Origin of the sequence: Neolewinella antarctica (assembly GCF_011927835.1) — a bacterium.
Lineage (GTDB): Bacteria > Bacteroidota > Bacteroidia > Chitinophagales > Saprospiraceae > Neolewinella > Neolewinella antarctica.
This window is the reverse complement of sequence record NZ_JAATJH010000001.1, coordinates 1,233,252-1,250,222: the sequence shown is the minus strand read 5'-3', so window position 1 is coordinate 1,250,222 and position 16,971 is coordinate 1,233,252. Positions and strand designations below refer to the sequence as shown.

Here is a 16,971-nt window from a genome sequence, read left to right as displayed (position 1 = left end):
GTGCCCTTTGCGAAGTATTTCACGGGCTCGCCGCGAAAATCAAAAAGCCCTTCTCCGTTTGACGGTGGAAGGGCTTTTACGTGCTGTAAATTAGCGAAGAGCCACCCATCGGACTTGAACCGATGACCTATTCATTACGAATGAATTGCTCTACCAGCTGAGCTAGGGCGGCGTTTGGGAGCGCGAAGATAGGGATAGGAGGGGGTTGTGAAATAGTTTTTAGTAACTTTTTTTGTTTTCTCGCTTCGGAAAAATGAGGCGGTAGGCTGATAGGCTGGTAGGTGGTAGTTCCTCACGATTTAAATAGACGAAGTGGTGCCCAAAATAGCGAAGCGAAATTATTAAGCCTAATTCCCTACCGCCTACTGCCTACCGCCTCCAACCCTTCCTTACCTTCGCCCCCCGAATGACCAACCAAACCAAAGAGATCGCCCGCCGCCGCACCTTCGGCATTGTCGCCCACCCGGACGCCGGCAAGACGACCCTGACCGAGAAGCTGCTCCTTTTTGGCGGTGCCATCCAGGTTGCCGGGGCCGTGAAGAGCAACAAGATCAAGAAATCTACGACCTCGGATTTTATGGAGATCGAACGGCAGCGGGGTATTTCCGTAGCGACGTCCGTCATGGCTTTTGACTATGCGGAAAAGAAGATCAATATCCTCGACACGCCGGGGCACAAGGATTTTGCCGAGGATACTTACCGAACGTTAACGGCGGTAGACTCCGTGATTGTGGTGATCGACGTGGCGAAGGGCGTTGAGGAGCAGACGGAGAAGCTCGTCGAGGTGTGCCGGATGCGGAAGACGCCGGTAATCGTGTTCATCAATAAAATGGACCGGCCGGGTAAGGAATCTTTCGACCTGCTGGATGAAGTCGAGCAAAAACTACTCTTGCGCTGTACGCCACTGAGTTGGCCGATCGGTATGGGTGACCGCTTTCAGGGCGTCTACAATGTCTTCGAGAAACGATTAGTCCTTTTCCGCCCGGACAACAAGCAGGGCCGGCCGGAAGAAACCATCGAGTTCAATGATTTGGAGGACCCCGAGCTGGAGCAACTCGTTGGTACGGCTGCCGCCGAAGAACTGCGCGAAGAGGTCGAGATGATCAACGAAGTTTACCCGGTGTTTGACCGTGAGGAATACCTGAAGCAGGAAGTCAGCCCCGTCTTTTTCGGTTCCGCCGTAAATAACTTCGGCGTCAAGGAGTTACTGGACTGTTTCGTGCAAATCGCCCCGGAGCCGCGTCCGCGCCCGGCGGAGGAGCGCCAGGTGTTACCGAACGAGGAAACTTTTTCCGGCTTCGTCTTCAAGATCCACGCCAACATGGACCCCCGGCACCGCGACCGGATTGCCTTCTTGCGCATCTGCTCCGGTACCTTCGAGCGGAACACGAATTACCTGCACGTCCGCCAGCAACGGAAGATGAAATTCGCTAACCCAACCAGCTTCATGGCCGAGCGGAAAGAAGTGATTGACGAAGCCTTCGCCGGTGACGTGGTGGGTCTTTACGACTCCGGCAACTTCAAGATCGGCGACACGCTGACGGAAGGGGAGGAGCTGCACTTCAAGGGCATCCCGAGTTTCAGCCCCGAGCAGTTCCGCCGGGTGTACAACGGGGACCCGCTCAAGTCGAAGCAACTGGCCAAGGGCATCGACCAATTGATGGACGAGGGCGTTGCCCAGCTATTCACCCGTGGCGTCGATAACGCCCAGATTATCGGCTGCGTCGGCGCGCTCCAGTTCGACGTCATCCAGTACCGACTGGAACACGAGTACGGCGCGACGGTGCTGTACGAACCCATGAACCTACACAAAGCCCTTTGGGTGACTTGCGACGACGATGCGGCGCTCGACGAGTTTAAAGAGAGACGGCGGCAACACCTCGCTTTGGATAAAGAAGAGCGATTGGTTTATCTTGCTGACTCCGCCTGGACCTTGCAGATGGCTAAGGATAATCATCCGAAGATCCAGTTTCATGCTACCTCCGAGTTGTAACGAATCCTCAAACTTCCTCCGGCCCCGAATGAGTCGGGGGAGGAAGTTGAAGAGAAGAAGATGAAAGAAGGACACACTTTTCTAGAAGTCTTCTTTTTAAAAGTAGTGTCCAGTGCTCTCTACTATACTTCTTTTTTCTTCCCATCCTTTCCTAGTTCATCCTCCCCCGACTCAGTCGGGGCCGGAGGTAAACCCTACAGAAACTAATGTCAGTAAACGTAACCGCCGAAATAGCCAACCTGAAACGCGTAATCGTCCACCGACCCGACGCCGGCACCGCCACCATCACCCCCCGCCGCGCCGAAGAACTTCTTTTCGACGACATCGTGTACCTGCCCCAAATGCAGCGGGAGCACGACATCTTTACGCGGGTGCTCCGCAACTTCATCGGTGAGGAGGGCGTGCTCGAAATTGCCGACCTCATCGCGGAAGCCGCCGCCGCTAACCCCACCGCGACGCGCAAGGCGCTGGAATTGATCGTCAACTTTGAGGAACTCCCCGCGCGCTACGTGGATCACCTCATGAGCCTTTCTCCCCGCGAGCTTACCGACGTGCTGATCACCGGCTACGACGAGGCGGAGGGGCGGCGGCTCTTCGATCCCATCCCTAATTTCATCTTTACCCGCGATATCGCCGTAACGATCAACGATCACTTACTGATCACGAAAGCCGCGAAGGCGGCGCGTAGCCGGGAAAACTTCCTGACCCGTTTGGTGATTCTCGCCCACCCGGACTTCGAGGGGCTCTGGCGAGAAAACCGGGTGATTAACCTCAACGACGTAGAAGCTTTCCCCCCCGGAAAGGACGGCCAGAAGGTCGCGATCGAGGGCGGTGACGTAATGATTCTCAACGCCGATACGCTGCTGATCGGAGAGAGTGAACGGTCGAGCAAATACTCGCTGGAGGTGCTAGCGGCGGAACTGTTCAGACGGGGCGTGGTGAAGAACGTCGTCCGCGTTAGCGTCCCGGCCGAAAGAAGCTTTATGCATTTGGATACGATCTTCACCCAGATCGACGTCCACGACTACGTCTGTTACGAGCCCATCATTTGCAACGGTGGCCGCCTGGCGGGCGTGGAAGTCTGGCGGGCGGACGGATCGAAGAGTTCCTACACGAGCCTCAAAGATTGTATCCTCGCGGAAATAGACCCCGTAGCCCGCTTTATTCCCGCCGGTGGGGGGGAGAGCCCGTTTCAGGAAAGGGAACAGTGGACGGACGGCTGCAATCTGGTCGCCATCCGGCCGGGTATCGCCCTGACCTACGACCGCAACCCCATCACAGCGCAGACGCTCCAGTCCGCCGGCTACACCATCACCGGCGCGCTGCGCCTGATCGAACGCATTGAAAACGAAGGCTTGAACCCGGAGACGATCAGCCGGACGATCATCACCTTACCGAGCGGTGAATTAAGCCGGGGGCGGGGGGGGAGCCACTGTATGACTTGCCCGGTGGAGCGGGGAGAGTAGGCTGGTAGAAAAGTTAGGCGGTAGGAAGATTAGGCGGTAGGTCAGTTAATTCAGTGCCTGCGGGAAAGCCTTAAAGGTCTCCGTACCAAGACCAATCCCAGATTCTACCGCCTACCGCCTACCCGCCCATCGCCTAAAAACCTCCTTCCCCCCAAACGCCGTACTTTTGCCCCGCATTCGCTAAAGCCCCTGAAATAAGGTTCGCAGGGTAACCGTTAAAAAGTTCTTAACGTAAACTTCCGGCTACCGGTCTTACGCTTTCTAGCAAACTTATCAGCACTCACTCAACGCCTGGCCTTCCGGCTGGCTGTAGTATTTAACCCCAATGCAAAGAATCTTACTCGGCTCTCTGAGCACCCTGGCGCTATGCCTTTTTTCTCTTACGACGCTTTCCGCGCAGTTTTGTACCGACGATGGCAGCGGAAAGCCCGTGTCAACGAATGGTGGCCCCTGTGTTAATACCGTTGTGACGGCCGTCCCCTTCCTGCGGATCAACCCCGACGCGCGGGGTGGCGCCATGGGTGACGCCGGCGTGGCGCTTTCCGCCGACGCTAACTCCATGCACTATAATGCATCCCGTCTGGCTTTTGCGGCGGAAGACGTTGCCCTCAGCGCGACCTACACTCCCTGGCTGCAGGCGCTTGGTCTTAACGACGTTTACCTGGCTTACCTGGGCGGCTACAAAAAGCTCGATGAATTCCAGGCGATCGGCGCTTCCTTACGCTACTTCAGCCTGGGTGACATCGAATTCACCGACGCCAACTCCATGCCTCTCGGTACGGGTAAGCCCAACGAATTTGAGCTCGCCGTGGCGTACACGCGCAAGCTTTCCGAACGGTTCTCCGCCAGCCTGACCGCCAAGTACGTGAACTCCAACCTCGCCGCCGGTCAGCAAGTCGACGGCGTTACTCTGGAGGCCGGACAGGCTTTCGCTGCCGACCTGGGCTTTACCTACCGTAACGACCGGACCAGCAACGGCAACGCGCTGCAGATCGGTGCCGCCATCACGAACGTTGGCAACAAAATATCTTACTCAAACGATACCATCCGCGATTTTCTCCCCGCCAACCTCGCCGTGGGTGCTTCCTATACTTTCCGCCTGGACGAGTACAACGAAATCACCATCACGGGCGAAACGAACAAACTTCTCGTGCCGACGCCCTGTAGCATTGCCGGGGAGGAGTGCGACGTCGAGAACCGCGAACTGAACGATCAGTCGCCCGTTTCTTCGCTCTTCTCGTCACTCGCCGACGCACCCGAGGGTTTTGGCGAAGAGTTCCGTGAGTTCACCTACAGTGTGGGGGCTGAGTACTGGTACGACCAGCAGTTCGCGCTGCGCGCCGGCTACTTCAGCGAACACAACACGAAGGGCGGCCGCAAGTACCTAACCGCCGGAGTGGGCCTGAAGTACAACATCTTTGGCCTCAACTTTAGCTACCTCGTGCCGACCAGCAACCAGCGTAATCCACTGGATAATACGCTGCGGTTTAGCCTGATTTTCGACTTCGGAGCGCAGGCGAGTCGGTAGTCCCCCAAACGTTAAAGTCCGTCACCCAATTGGATAGTCTTGTCGGGTGCCTTAATATTACAGAAGAAAGCGACCTTGCACGGTGCGCGATCAAGAATTTTTTATAACTGGGGTTTAGTTCAGGAAAGGTACGTCACTCGTGATGTGCCTTTCTTTTTGTGTCCGAGCCGTCCATTTTTGCTTTAACTACCTCTCTTCCCCAGGTTCGTCTTAATTTAATCTTTTCCTAGCCCCGGTAACCACGCATGCAACACTTTATCACCGTCATCTACTTAATGCTATTTTCGGGTTCTGGCTTGGTCGGGACGGGGGCCGAGCTTAGGGGGCAGTGCGCGGGGAACCTCGGTGAGAACATTTTTCTGGACGGAGACTTTGGCTCGGGAGTGGATAACGTCCTGGCGATAAATCCGGACATTGCGCCCGGGTACACCTACGTGACCAACCCACCACCCAATGATGGTTTTTACACGATCACCAACAACACCGGCGGAGTAGCCTGGAACAGTCGGTTTAGAACCTGGGAGGCTTTCGGGGACAACAGCTCCGATCCAAACGGCTACATGATGATCGTTAACGCCAACTTTGAAAAGGGGAAGTTCTACGAGCAAAGTATAGCTGGCCTGTGCGATAATACCACGTACGAGTTCGCCGCCGACGTGCGCAACGTCGTGGGGCCGGGGAGCGCACACTTATTACCGAACGTGGCGTTCGCAATCGACGGAGTGGACCGGTTTAGCACCGGCCCCATCGCCGAGGATAGCCGGTGGAATACTTACGGATTCAGTTTTACGACCGCGCCGGGCCAGACGGACGTTCTGCTTACCCTGACAAATAGCGCACCCGGGGGAATTGGTAACGACCTGGCCCTCGACAACATTACCTTTCGCGCCTGTGGCCCGGAGGCACGCATTTTGGGTTTGGCCCAATTACTGGAAGCCTGCGAAGGAGGGGCATCTCCCGTACTGGAAGCGGAGATCATCGGCAACCAGTACCCCGACCCCGCCCTGCAGTGGCAAATCAGCCCGGATGGGGTAGACGATTGGCGGGCGATCCCCGGGGCGGTTGATCCGGTTTACGTGACGTCTACCGTAACCAGTGGTTTTTACTACTACCGATACCTACTGGCCGCTACGCCGGCAAATTTGCTCAACAGCAAGTGTCAAGTATTTTCTAACACGAAAACGGTATCCATCCAACCGAACAGCATTAATGTGCTGGATACAATCTGCGCCGGGCTCACCTACGTGACGGGGGCTAATAGCTACAACTTAAGTGGTATCTACGAGGATTCACTAATCTCATCACTCGGCTGCGACAGTATCGTTACGCTCGGGCTAACGGTCGTTCCCGACCCTGGGTTGGTGCCGGAGTTTGAGCTCACCGACCCCTCGTGTTTCGACGTCAAGGATGGTGCCGTTGTGCTCCTGACCGTAGCCGGTGCCGCCGATCCCGTGCGTTTTGATCTCGACACCCTTTCGGGCCAACGCGCCTTTATCGACCTAGCCGGCGGGGTGTACGATTACGTGGTCAGCGATCGCTACGGGTGCGCGGCCGCGGGTGCCGTGGAATTGGCAACTCCCGTTCCGTTCCAAGTAGATATTGGTCCGAATCAAACCATTAACCTTGGCCAGGAAGTCCGGGTAAGCGTGCAATCGAATTATGACATCGCTACCTATACTTACGACCCCGCCGCGGTGGACTGCGAACCGAGCTGCGCCTCACTTACCCTGCGCCCCACCGAAACCCTGCTTCTACGCCTTGGCGCCCTCTCCCCACAAAATTGCGTGGCCCGGGACAGTACCTTAATCACTGTTTTGAAGATCCGGGACGTCTATATTCCGACTTCCTTTAGCCCCAACGGCGATGGCTTCAACGACGTGTTTACGGTGCTCTCCGACGAAACGAGGGTTAGTTCCGTCGCTTCTCTTCGCGTGTTCGACCGGTGGGGTAGCCAAGTTTTTGACGGAATTAACTTAACCGTCAATGACCTCGGCAACGGCTGGGACGGATCGGTTGGCGGGCAAGCCGCGCCGGTGGGCGTGTATTCCTACGTTGCCGAAGTCCTGTACCCTGACGGCGTCATCAAACGGTTTACCGGGTCGCTAAACTTACTCCCCTGACGGCTTTCCGCCGATCGTAATAACGTTAGACCTAGCGTCAGCGACCCAGGCCGAAAACCTTGCGGCGCAAAATGACCCGGCCCTCAATTTCCAGGTCGGCCTGCCGTGTGGAGTCGCCCGCTTCCCAACTGCGCAAGTGGAAATCCGCCGCCGTACTGTCGGTTACCAGTGGAATCCCCGCCCGGCGAAAGGCTGGTCGTGCCACCGACGTGGCTTCCGTGTCGGGCACGTAGGTTGGCAGCTTGACTTCCATCTTGTTGGCCAGCCGGTCCGCCCAGTTTCGTTCCGCCTCGAAGTAAGGGTAAACCTGCACCCAGAAGAAAAGCACGCCCAGCAAACCCGAAAGCAAGGTTCCCCCGATGGCAAAATCACGTTTTTCACCGTACAGGCCGATCACGCCGAAGAGCGAAAAGATCCAGTACGCCGCGCCCATACCGAGCGCGGCCCGGAAGCCCTCCCCCGGAAAAGAAATGCCGGAGAAGAGCAGCACGACGAACGCCCCCAGAAAGGCCAGCACCACGTGAACGACGGCCCCGCCCCGCACCCAGTCGCGCCAGGGATACTGCTTAACCTCGAAATACAGTTGCATCTGTTTTCCGGCCAGCAGGGCGATGATGAGTGGGAAAACGAGTGACTGCGTCACGAAGGCGATCACCAGAGATGCCGCAAAAAGTTGCCCCGCTTGTTCGCCGCGTCTTGCTTTGTACAACACGTCTCGCAACCCAGCTAGCATCCAACCCGCAACCGGTAAAAAGCCGACCAAGCTGTAACCAAGAAATTTTAGATAAGCCAGGGGTTGGCTGCCCCAGAACCAGTAAGAGCGCTCCCCCTGGTTGCCCTGTAGCAAGAGCACCGCCAGGGGTAGGGCCAGGAGGTAGACCAGATTGAGCCACTGTTTGCCACCGCCCAGAATGGTCCGCGCCGCGAAAATAGTCGCCAAACCAAAAACGATAGTGGAGATTGGAGCGGCAAGCCCCGCCAGGAAGAGAAAGATGCCGGCGGAAAGCAGGTAGTTCCGTTCGCGGTCCGCACCGGCTAAAAATGTCGTGAACAGAAACCCAGATTGCCCCAACAGTCCCAGTGCGTCGGACGTAGCGACCTTTCCGAAGAACGGTAAAAAGATGGATGCGCCGGCGCAAAGTAATCCGAGTGCCATCCCGGACTTACCGAACAGGCGGCTACCGTACCGGTAGGCAAAAAAGCCCGTGAGCAACGTGCAAACGGCACTGATGATGCGGGGAAACAACCAAATTGCCTGGGTGCTCTCGTCGATGCTTTGTCCCCAGCCGAAAAGTTGGTAGTATAGGAATGAGAGCGGACTATCCCCCCGTAGGTTGCTCAGTGCGTGGTCGAGGGCGAGGCTCTCCGCACCCGGCCAGGGGGTAATCACGTCGAGCCGGATGAACAGGGCCGCAAAGAAAAAGAAGGAACAGATCCACAGGAAGAACTGGAAACGGGAAGAATTACCCGCGACTGCCGTGGGTTCGGGAGTGGGGGCGGGTTTGCGGGGTTTCTTTTTCTTCGGCACGTACGGAATGATTAGTTGAGGTACCGGTTAAGCGAATTAGCGCGGTCAAGGTTGTTGCGGAAGCGTCACGGGATCATTAATTTGCCCCGGCCTCCTATTAGATGATGGAGCCGTGTTGCAGCTTCGGTAGCGACTGGCTTACTGGCTAAGCTGTTCGTTATTGGCGAGGAACTCCCGGGCCAAGTTCAAAAAGTTAGTCGCCCCCCGGCTGCCGGCGTTGATCATTACGACCGGTCGGTGCATGTTGGGCGCCTCACTGATGCGGGCGTTGCGGTGGATGATCGTCTCGAAAACCTGATCGCCGTACATCTCCCGAACTTTCCCAACCACCATGTTGGCTAGTCGCAGCCGCTGATCGTACATACTCAGGAGGATACCTTCGATCTCAAGTTTTGGGTTCAGTTGCTTTTTTACTAGCATGATGGTGCTCTCCAGTTTCGTCAGTCCTTCGAGCGCGAAGTACTCGCACTGGACGGGCACGAGCACCGTGTCGGCGGCCGTCAGTGCGTTGACCGTGATGAGGCCGAGTGAGGGGAGGCAGTCGATGAAAACGTAGTCGTAATCGTCCCGCACCTTGTCGATGATGCTGTTCTTCATCACGTCTTCCCGCCGGAAACGGTTGATCAGTTCAACTTCCGCGCCGACCAGATTGATGCCCGCCGGAATGAGGTGCAGATTAGGCGTTTCCGTCTCGTAAATAACCTCCTCTACGTCCAGGTCATTAACCAGCACGTCGTAGATCGTCTCTTCAAGATCATCGCTCGGGATGCCGACGCCGCTACTGGAGTTTCCCTGCGGATCGGCGTCGATGAGCAGCACCTTCCGTTCCAGAATGGCGAGGCTGGCGGCGAGGTTGATGGCGGTCGTGGTTTTCCCAACGCCGCCTTTCTGGTTAGCAATGGCGATTACTTTTCCCATGGTCGGCGAAGGTAGGGATTAGTCCGTTAGTCTCTTAGTGCGTTAGCGCAACAGACTAACAGACTACTAACCCTTCCACCAAGAAATCATCATCTACCTCTCCCAGATACACGCCGGCGATTCTTGCCTTTAATTCCCTTACCGTTGTCGCCGCTTCGCTGCGTGGCAAGTCGAGTTGTATTTCGGCCTGCGTTCCGAAGTTTTGCGCCGTCATTTCCAGATTGAGTTGGCTCAACGCGGACATAACCGGCGTCATCAGTTCGTAGCCGAAACGGAGGTGGACCGTCTCGGTCAGCGCCTGCCAGTCGGTCCCCACGGAAGTGACGGCCAGCGCGGCAGCTTCCCGGTAGGCGTTGATGAGGCCCGAGGCACCAAGTTTCGTTCCGCCAAAATAGCGGGACACCACGATGACCACGTCGCTCAGGCCCGCTTTGTCAATTTGGCCGAGGATGGGCCTGCCCGCGGTACCGCTCGGTTCGCCGTCGTCATTAGCGCGCCAGCGGTCCTCACCTTCGCCGATGCGGTAGGCGTAGCAGTGGTGATTGCACTTGTGGTGGTGGATGGCTTCCTCTTCCACGATGGCCAGCGCGGCTACTTCGTCGCGGACGTGCGCCAGGCGGGCCACGAATTTGCTGCCCCGGTCTTTAAATTCTCCGCCGCCCGGTCCGGCGGGGATGAGGTAGCGGTCTGGGTTGTGGTCGGGCATGTGACGAAGGTAGGGAGGGCAACCACTATTTCCAGTCGGCTTTGTCCGCTTTGACGTAGTACACCAAAATAATTCCTTAGTCAGGGGCGCGGCCGCGGGTGCCAGCTAGCAAACCTGAAGAGCAGAGTAAACCGAACGGCCTACCTTGTGCGATCAATCCACGCTCCATGCCGAAACCCGTAGCCCAGCCCGTTTACCTATCCACCACCTACCACCGCGAGCCGGACGGTAGCTACGCCGATGGCTACGTCTACTCCCGGGCGGATAACCCCAATCGACGGCAACTGGAGGGTGAACTGGCCGCCCTGGAGGGTGGGGAAGCAGCCCTCGCTTTCGCTTCCGGAATGGCCGCCATCCACGCGCTGTTTCTCTCGCTGAAGACGGGCGATCACCTCTTGCTCCCCGATGACGTTTATTACAACGTCCGCTTATTGCTCGACGAAGTGATGCACGACTGGGGACTGACCTACACGGCCGTTGACATGACTGACCAGGAAGCGGTGCGGGCGGCCATCCGGCCCAGTACCCGCCTCATTTGGCTGGAGACGCCGTCTAATCCGCAGTTGAAGGTTACCGACATCCGCGCGGTCGTTGAGCTAGCCATGTCAGTTGGCGCGAAAGTCGCCGTCGACAATACCTGGCCTACGCCCATCCACCAACGTCCCTTTGATCTTGGAGCCGATTACGTGGTTCACTCCACGACTAAATACTTCGGCGGCCACAGTGACGTACTCGGTGGGTGTTTGATCGTAAAGTCCGTCGACGATTCCTGGGCAAAAATTAAGCGTATTCAACACGTGGGGGGTGCCGTCCCCAGTCCGCTCGATTGCTACCTGGTTTCGCGTGGGTTACGGACGCTTCGCTTGCGGGTGTTGACCCAGTCCGCCAGTGCCCTGGCCCTCGCGCGGTACTTGGAAGCGCACGAACAAATCGAGCGCGTTATCTACCCCGGTTTGGCTTCCCACCCGCAACGAGCAGTGGCCGCTAGCCAGATGGAAAATGGATACGGAGCCATGCTGTCCGTGCTGGTTGCGGGCGACGCCGCGCGTGCGAATGCCGTTAGCCACCGGCTAGAGCACTTTTCGGTGGCGACTAGTCTCGGTGGCGTCGAAAGTCTCGTAGAGCACCGTAAATCGGTTGAAGGCCCCGCTTCCGAGACGCCGGAAAATCTTTTACGCCTGTCCGTCGGTGTGGAGCCGGTAGCGGAACTGATTGCCGACTGGGAACACGCGCTGGCGCGGTAAGGTATCGTTTCAGTGACGTGGCGCAGCTACACCAACGTATAAGCCCCTACCACCTACCCTAGCACCCCACCTGCTTCATGAAGTACTTGACTCTCTTCCTCACGATCTTCTTAATTTCCTCCTGCTACGAAGACCGCATTGCTTGTCTCGACCCCGACGCCAGTAATTACGACCTACGCGCGGACGAGGCTTGCCCGGATGACTGTTGCGAATTCCCGGAGGTTGGCATCCAGGTGACCCGCGTTTACGGTGGAGAAATTTTTTCCCGGGATTCTACCTACCAAGATGCTGCCGATAATGATTTCCAAGTAGTTCGACTACGATTTTACCTCGGTGGGCTTGAACTTGTTGTTGGCAACCGACTGACCATCACGCCCGCTAAAGTGATCGAGATTGAGGAGGCCCGCGGGGGTGATACGCTCACGACGGAGGTAAACGCAAACCTGGTGCTCGTCGGCACGACGGGAGGGGCCACCGCTAACTTTGGCACCATCCGGATTGGTACGGAGGCTATCTCGGGACTGAGCGGTACTTTAGGGCTGCCCGATAATTTTGCTCCGTTCGTAGCCGCTACGGCACCCGCGGCCTCGCCCCTGCTTACCCAGCCTGGCCTCCTAAAATTCAGAAATGGCCGCAATTACCTGCAGGCTAGTCTGGAATACCGGTTAAATGCGGACACGGTAGTGACGCGGATTGATGCCTACGGCACCGAAGCGTTTGAGTTTAACCTCGCCGCACCCAGCGTGACCGCCCGGGGCAGTAACGTACGGCTACTACTGGAGGTGGATTATGAGAAGATCTTTAAAGATCTGGACCTTAGCCAGGAACAAGTTCCCTTTGCTCCCGGCATTACCAACGCCCTGAAACTGACCGGCGTAGACTAAGAGCATGTTAGGACTTTAGCTTCCGGCCTTGTTTTGGCCACTTTTGCGGTGGTTAGTCAGTAGTCTAGGACCCTTTACCCAGACTACTGAAGAGCAACATCCTCATTCCCCGATAGCTATCGGGGCGGCTAAACTCCGGTTTACCTTCGGTGCTACTTCGTGGTTGCTGCCTTAATCATCACAAAACTGTCTCACCACGCAGTAGCAGCGTAGCTAAAACCGACCAGGAACCCACCCCGAAGAAGCAGCGTAGCTAAAGTCCCAACATGCTCTAACGTAAAAAGCCCGCATTTCTCGGAAGAGAAACGCGGGCTTATTTATGCGGTGAGATTGAATCACCCGGTTACGAATTAACGCTTGACGACGCGCTGCGTGGAAACGCCCGCCTCGTTAGTTAATCGAATGAGGTAGGTGCCGGAGCTCAGTAACGGGGCGGGTACGGTGACCCGGCCATCCCGGAAGTTTACCAACTGTCTGCCAACTTCGCGTCCATTGATGTCCAAAAGAGTTAAAGTCGATACGTTAGCTTTCAATCCTTCGACCTCCACCGTGAAGTGGGTCTGGAAAGGGTTGGGGTAGGCTACCATACGCTCGGCGGCGCTTTGGTTTGCGGTACTAATCGTCTGGTCCAGCACGACCGTGATGGCGCTGAATTCACCCCTAGTACTTACGCTACCGTCGCTGGCAACAACGCGGTATTCCAGCGGAATGCTGGTGCCGTCGCTGGCACCGACGGCGATGAGGGTATCGTAGATTAGGCCCAGCGTCTCGGCGACGGTTGTGTCGGTGCCGATTGTGTAGGTGAACGAGGTGTCGATAATGAAACCAGCCGCCGTTCTGAATTCAACGGCGTACACAACCAGGTCACCGTCCGGGTCCTGGGCAGCCGTGAACGTGCCACCGCCGACATCACTGTTACTGGGGCTCACCGTGATGGTGGTGCCGGGCTGAATTGATTCAACCGTAACCTGGCTCGGAAATGCGTTATCGTCACGGAGCAGCTGACCACGGATTTCTCCGGAAGGATTATCCACGGTGTGTAAGTTAAAGTAGTACTCACCTTCCGCTAAAGCCTCCCGGCCCTCAGCAGATAACGTGAATTTGTTACTGGCCGCCTGGTAAACACCGGAGCGTAGATTGTCGGCTACGTCAACGTCCAACTCGAAAGCGATACCGCCCGAATTAGCGGCGTCGGCTACGTGGATGTGTGAGCCACCCGCGACATTAGCGTCAAAGTCGCTAATGAGATCCTGAAAAGAGCCCGTGGCGATTAAGTTATCACCCATGAGTTCGTACATCAGAAAACCATTTCCCGTAGTGGTTTTTGCCTGGGGTTTGGCGTTGATGCCCGCGAGGTTGGAGCCGTAGTAACCTTTCGCCAGGTTCATTACCTGACCGCGCACTTCGCCGGACTGGAAAGTGGTGGTGTGCACATTGACGTAATATTCGCGAGCCAGAAAAGCGGCGCGCTGCTCTTCGGTTATCGTAAAGGTGTTGTTCGCCGGCGTCCAAACGCCACCGTTACCGTTTGCATCGTTTTGGTCAATAGTGAGTTCGAAGACGATGCCTCCGGACCGGCCGGCCAGGGCGAGGTGAAGGTGCGCACCACCCCGTAGGCTAGTAAGCACGGTGTCGGAAAGGTTACCAACGCTGCCAAAAACAGTTACTTCATTCCCGGTCATGTTAACCTGTACCCGGCCGTCACCGTCGGTGTTGATTGGGGCAGGGCGTGCTTGGTGTCCGCTTAAGTCAGCGTACAGGCTCGCAGTACTAACGTCGGTGATCTGGCCACGAATCTCTCCACTAAGGAAGGTGGAGGAATGGACGTTGACGTAAAGACCGTTAGCTAGCATAGCCTCGAGCTGTACGTCAGTCAGGGTGTAACGGTTAGAATCAGCGGGGAAGGTGGCTGACTTCATATCGTCGCTAATGTCCATCTTCAGTGGAATGATAACGCCGCCATTACGACCGAGTACACCGGTGTGAATGTGGGCGCCACCAGCGATTTGGGTAGCGATCGTTCCGGTGAGGGCGGAAAAGCCACCGGAAAGGACGATTTCGTTACCGTTGCGTTCGATGATCACACCGCCACGGGCGGGGCTGACAATAGAAGGCACTTGGTTGACCCCGAGCAGAAAAGCGCGGGCGTAGCCTTCGGATTGTGGAACCAACTGGCCGCGAATCTCACCGGCGGGGTAGTCCAGCGTGTGGATATTAAGGTAGAGGCCACGGGCACGGAGGGCGGTAACTTGCTCATCCGTCAGGTCGTAAGTGTTCTGGGCGGCATCGAAACTACCGCCACGAAGATCGTCGTCTACCGTAGTGTTGAGCGCTTGCGTAATGCCGCCGCCCTGGCCGGCCAGCCCGAGGTGGAGGTGTGCACCACCCGCTACGTTGGCGTCGAAGTCGGAGGTGAGGTCGGAGAAAGTACCACTAACGACCAGAGAGTTACCATCGAGGGTAGCGGTGACCGAACCGACGCCGGTTGAGGTAACGGGGTTAGGTACCTCGCTGACGCCATTGATCTGCGCGACGAAGGTTTCGGTGGCCTGTGCCGAGAGATTTAGGAAGGATAGGCTGGCGAGCAAGACTAAAAAAAGCCTTGAGAAGGAGTAAAAACTAGTTTTCATATTTGTGCGATTAATGATTAAAATAGGTTGCTTATAGGTTTTTCGATCCACCCGGAGTGAATCGACGTGAGAGAAACGTAACCGTAGGGTAACGGAACAGTTATCGGATTAGTGATAAAATAATGTACGTATAGGTTTTAGCGGCTAATACATGCCCGATGTTTGTCCGCACGACAAAATTAGTAGCCGTGCAGTACATTGCGGCGGCACCCAAATTCCTAACCAGCATCCCAACTACGTATGGTTTCCGCAGAACTTTCCCTCTACCCGCTCACGCCGGACTACAACAAACCGATTATCGATTTCATCAAGCGACTGAGGAGCCAGCCCAGCGTAACGGTTGCTACGAACGGACTTTCCACGCAGCTAACCGGCGACTACGGGGCCGTCATGAGCGCCCTCACCATCGCCATGCAACCTACGTTGATGGGGGAGGTGACTTGCTCGTTCGTCATTAAAATCCTAAACGTCGGAATCGTACCGGGGGCGGAGGTTAAGGTCTAGAGTCTGGGGTCTATAATCTATAGTCCGTGGTAACCTCGCTAGACTCAAGACCACAGACCCTAGACTCTAGACCACAGACCACAGACCACAGACCACAAACCCCTTCCTAGTACTTACTAAACAACCACCGCCCCATCTCCGCAAGGCTACTCTTCTTGCCGTAGTTCAAAATCCCTACCCGATAGATCCGCGCCGCCAGCCAAACCATCGCCAGGGCAAAGGCCAGCACGACAACCAGGCTACCGATGATTTGCCATGCCGGCGGGTCGAACGCCAGACGTGCGGGCATTACGATTGGCGCGAACAGCGGGATGAAACTGGAGATAACCGCCAGGCTGGAATTCGGTGCCTGAATGGCCGCCATCATAATGTACAGCGCCAGGATGACGGGGATCGTGATCGGAATCGTCAACGACTGGCTCTCGCCCATGTCGTCGCCCATCGCCGAGCCCACGGCGGCGAAAAGGGCTGCGTACATAAAGTAGCCGCCGATAAAGTACAGAATGAAACAGGGGATAATCACCCACCAGTTGAGCGTCCCCAGCCCACCGATCACCTTTTCGACCATGCTCTGCATTTCTTCCGGGTCCATTTCCGAGCCAGCCTGCATTTGCTGCATCTGCTGCGCGGAGTCCGCATCGAAACCAAAGAAGATGCTAACCAGGAAAATAACGCCGGGAATAAGCACCATCCACGCCAGTACCTGCGTGAGCCCCACCGCGCCGACACCGATAATCTTACCCAACAGCAGCGTAGTCGGCTTTACCGAAGAGATAATTACCTCCACAATCCGGTTCGTTTTCTCTTCCATCACCGAGCGCATTACCATCGTGCCGTAGATGAAGATGGATAGGTACATCAGAAAGCCCATCACCGTGCCCAGGCCCGCCCCGACGACGCCGGCCATGGTTGTATCGGCCTTTTCACCTTCTTCCAGGGTGATCTTTTTCGTGCGGATTTCTACGTTGGTCTCCAGCGCCGCCAGGGCCGCGCGGTCCAGGCCGAGGGTTTTTACTTTGTACTCCCGCAGGGCTTTTTCCAGCCGCCGGTCAATGGCCAGCCGGGTGTCGATGGCGAGCGGGTCGTCGCTGAAGTACTCCACGCGGACGTCTTTAACTCGGGGGTTTTTGATTGCGGGGATTAACACTAGCGCGTTCAAACCACCCTCCTTTTCTTCCTGAATTTCCGCCATAACGGTTGCAATATCATCGTTGGTCTTTACGAAGTACAGACCGTTCTCATCCGGAATTGCCGTACCCTCGAAGATGCCCGCCTCGTCGATGATGGCAACGCGCGTGCTCTCGTCGTTGCCGTAGCTAAAGATGAACTGGGCAACGATGAAGAAAACCGCGAGGCCCAACGGTGTCAGTAGGGTAGCGAGGATAAAGGATTTGCGGCGGACGCGGGTGACGTATTCGCGTTTGATGACTAGCCAGAGATTGTCCATGGT

Annotated in this window: 12 protein-coding genes and 1 tRNA gene; 7 read left to right on the top strand and 6 right to left on the bottom strand. The window is 56.5% G+C overall.

The window, feature by feature from the left end:
* Positions 1-99: 99 nt before the first annotated feature.
* Positions 100-172: transfer RNA gene (locus GGR27_RS05070), tRNA-Thr, on the bottom strand.
* 234 nt (positions 173-406) lie between these two features.
* Here GGR27_RS05070 and GGR27_RS05065 point away from each other — a divergent pair.
* From GGR27_RS05065 to GGR27_RS05050, 4 genes are all read left to right on the top strand, one after another.
* A complete protein-coding gene (locus GGR27_RS05065) occupies positions 407-1,993 on the top strand; it encodes a peptide chain release factor 3 (RefSeq protein ID WP_168036285.1) in 1,587 nt (528 codons plus the stop codon).
* A gap of 206 nt (positions 1,994-2,199) precedes the next feature.
* The gene (locus GGR27_RS05060) at positions 2,200-3,459 is read left to right on the top strand and encodes an arginine deiminase family protein (RefSeq protein WP_168036284.1); all 1,260 of its coding nucleotides are present in this window, start codon (positions 2,200-2,202) and stop codon (positions 3,457-3,459) included.
* Between the two features lie 325 nt (positions 3,460-3,784).
* The gene (gene porV / locus GGR27_RS05055; protein WP_168036283.1) at positions 3,785-4,987 is read left to right on the top strand and encodes a type IX secretion system outer membrane channel protein PorV; all 1,203 of its coding nucleotides are present in this window, start codon (positions 3,785-3,787) and stop codon (positions 4,985-4,987) included.
* Positions 4,988-5,232: 245 nt separating this feature from the next.
* Positions 5,233-7,107, top strand: coding sequence for a gliding motility-associated C-terminal domain-containing protein (locus GGR27_RS05050; RefSeq protein WP_168036282.1), 1,875 nt, complete (start codon positions 5,233-5,235; stop codon positions 7,105-7,107).
* A gap of 37 nt (positions 7,108-7,144) precedes the next feature.
* Here the strand turns inward: GGR27_RS05050 and GGR27_RS05045 are convergent, their stop codons facing one another.
* The 3 genes from GGR27_RS05045 to GGR27_RS05035 all read right to left on the bottom strand — a co-directional run bounded on the left by GGR27_RS05045 (position 7,145) and on the right by GGR27_RS05035 (position 10,259).
* The gene (locus GGR27_RS05045; RefSeq protein WP_168036281.1) at positions 7,145-8,635 is read right to left on the bottom strand and encodes a glycosyltransferase family protein; all 1,491 of its coding nucleotides are present in this window, start codon (positions 8,633-8,635) and stop codon (positions 7,145-7,147) included.
* A 138-nt stretch (positions 8,636-8,773) separates the two neighbouring features.
* Positions 8,774-9,553 (bottom strand): ParA family protein, encoded by a 780-nt coding sequence (locus GGR27_RS05040; protein ID WP_168036280.1) that lies wholly within the window; start codon positions 9,551-9,553, stop codon positions 8,774-8,776.
* 55 nt (positions 9,554-9,608) lie between these two features.
* Positions 9,609-10,259, bottom strand: a complete 651-nt coding sequence (locus GGR27_RS05035; protein WP_168036279.1) for an IMPACT family protein — start codon at positions 10,257-10,259, stop codon at positions 9,609-9,611.
* A 167-nt stretch (positions 10,260-10,426) separates the two neighbouring features.
* Between GGR27_RS05035 and GGR27_RS05030 the strand changes: the two genes are divergently transcribed.
* Both GGR27_RS05030 and GGR27_RS05025 read left to right on the top strand, forming a co-directional pair.
* Complete coding sequence (locus GGR27_RS05030; protein ID WP_168036278.1) at positions 10,427-11,503, top strand: trans-sulfuration enzyme family protein; 1,077 nt, start codon at positions 10,427-10,429, stop codon at positions 11,501-11,503.
* A gap of 77 nt (positions 11,504-11,580) precedes the next feature.
* Positions 11,581-12,387 (top strand): hypothetical protein, encoded by an 807-nt coding sequence (locus GGR27_RS05025; protein ID WP_168036277.1) that lies wholly within the window; start codon positions 11,581-11,583, stop codon positions 12,385-12,387.
* A 350-nt stretch (positions 12,388-12,737) separates the two neighbouring features.
* Here the strand turns inward: GGR27_RS05025 and GGR27_RS05020 are convergent, their stop codons facing one another.
* Complete coding sequence (locus GGR27_RS05020; protein ID WP_168036276.1) at positions 12,738-15,017, bottom strand: CHRD domain-containing protein; 2,280 nt, start codon at positions 15,015-15,017, stop codon at positions 12,738-12,740.
* 240 nt (positions 15,018-15,257) lie between these two features.
* Between GGR27_RS05020 and GGR27_RS05015 the strand changes: the two genes are divergently transcribed.
* On the top strand, positions 15,258-15,521 hold the full coding sequence (locus tag GGR27_RS05015) for a YkoF family thiamine/hydroxymethylpyrimidine-binding protein (protein ID WP_168036275.1): 264 nt from the start codon (positions 15,258-15,260) through the stop codon (positions 15,519-15,521).
* A gap of 106 nt (positions 15,522-15,627) precedes the next feature.
* Here GGR27_RS05015 and GGR27_RS05010 read toward each other — a convergent pair whose 3' ends face one another.
* Positions 15,628-16,968, bottom strand: a complete 1,341-nt coding sequence (locus tag GGR27_RS05010; protein WP_168036274.1) for an ABC transporter permease — start codon at positions 16,966-16,968, stop codon at positions 15,628-15,630.
* Between the last annotated feature and the right edge of the window lie 3 nt (positions 16,969-16,971).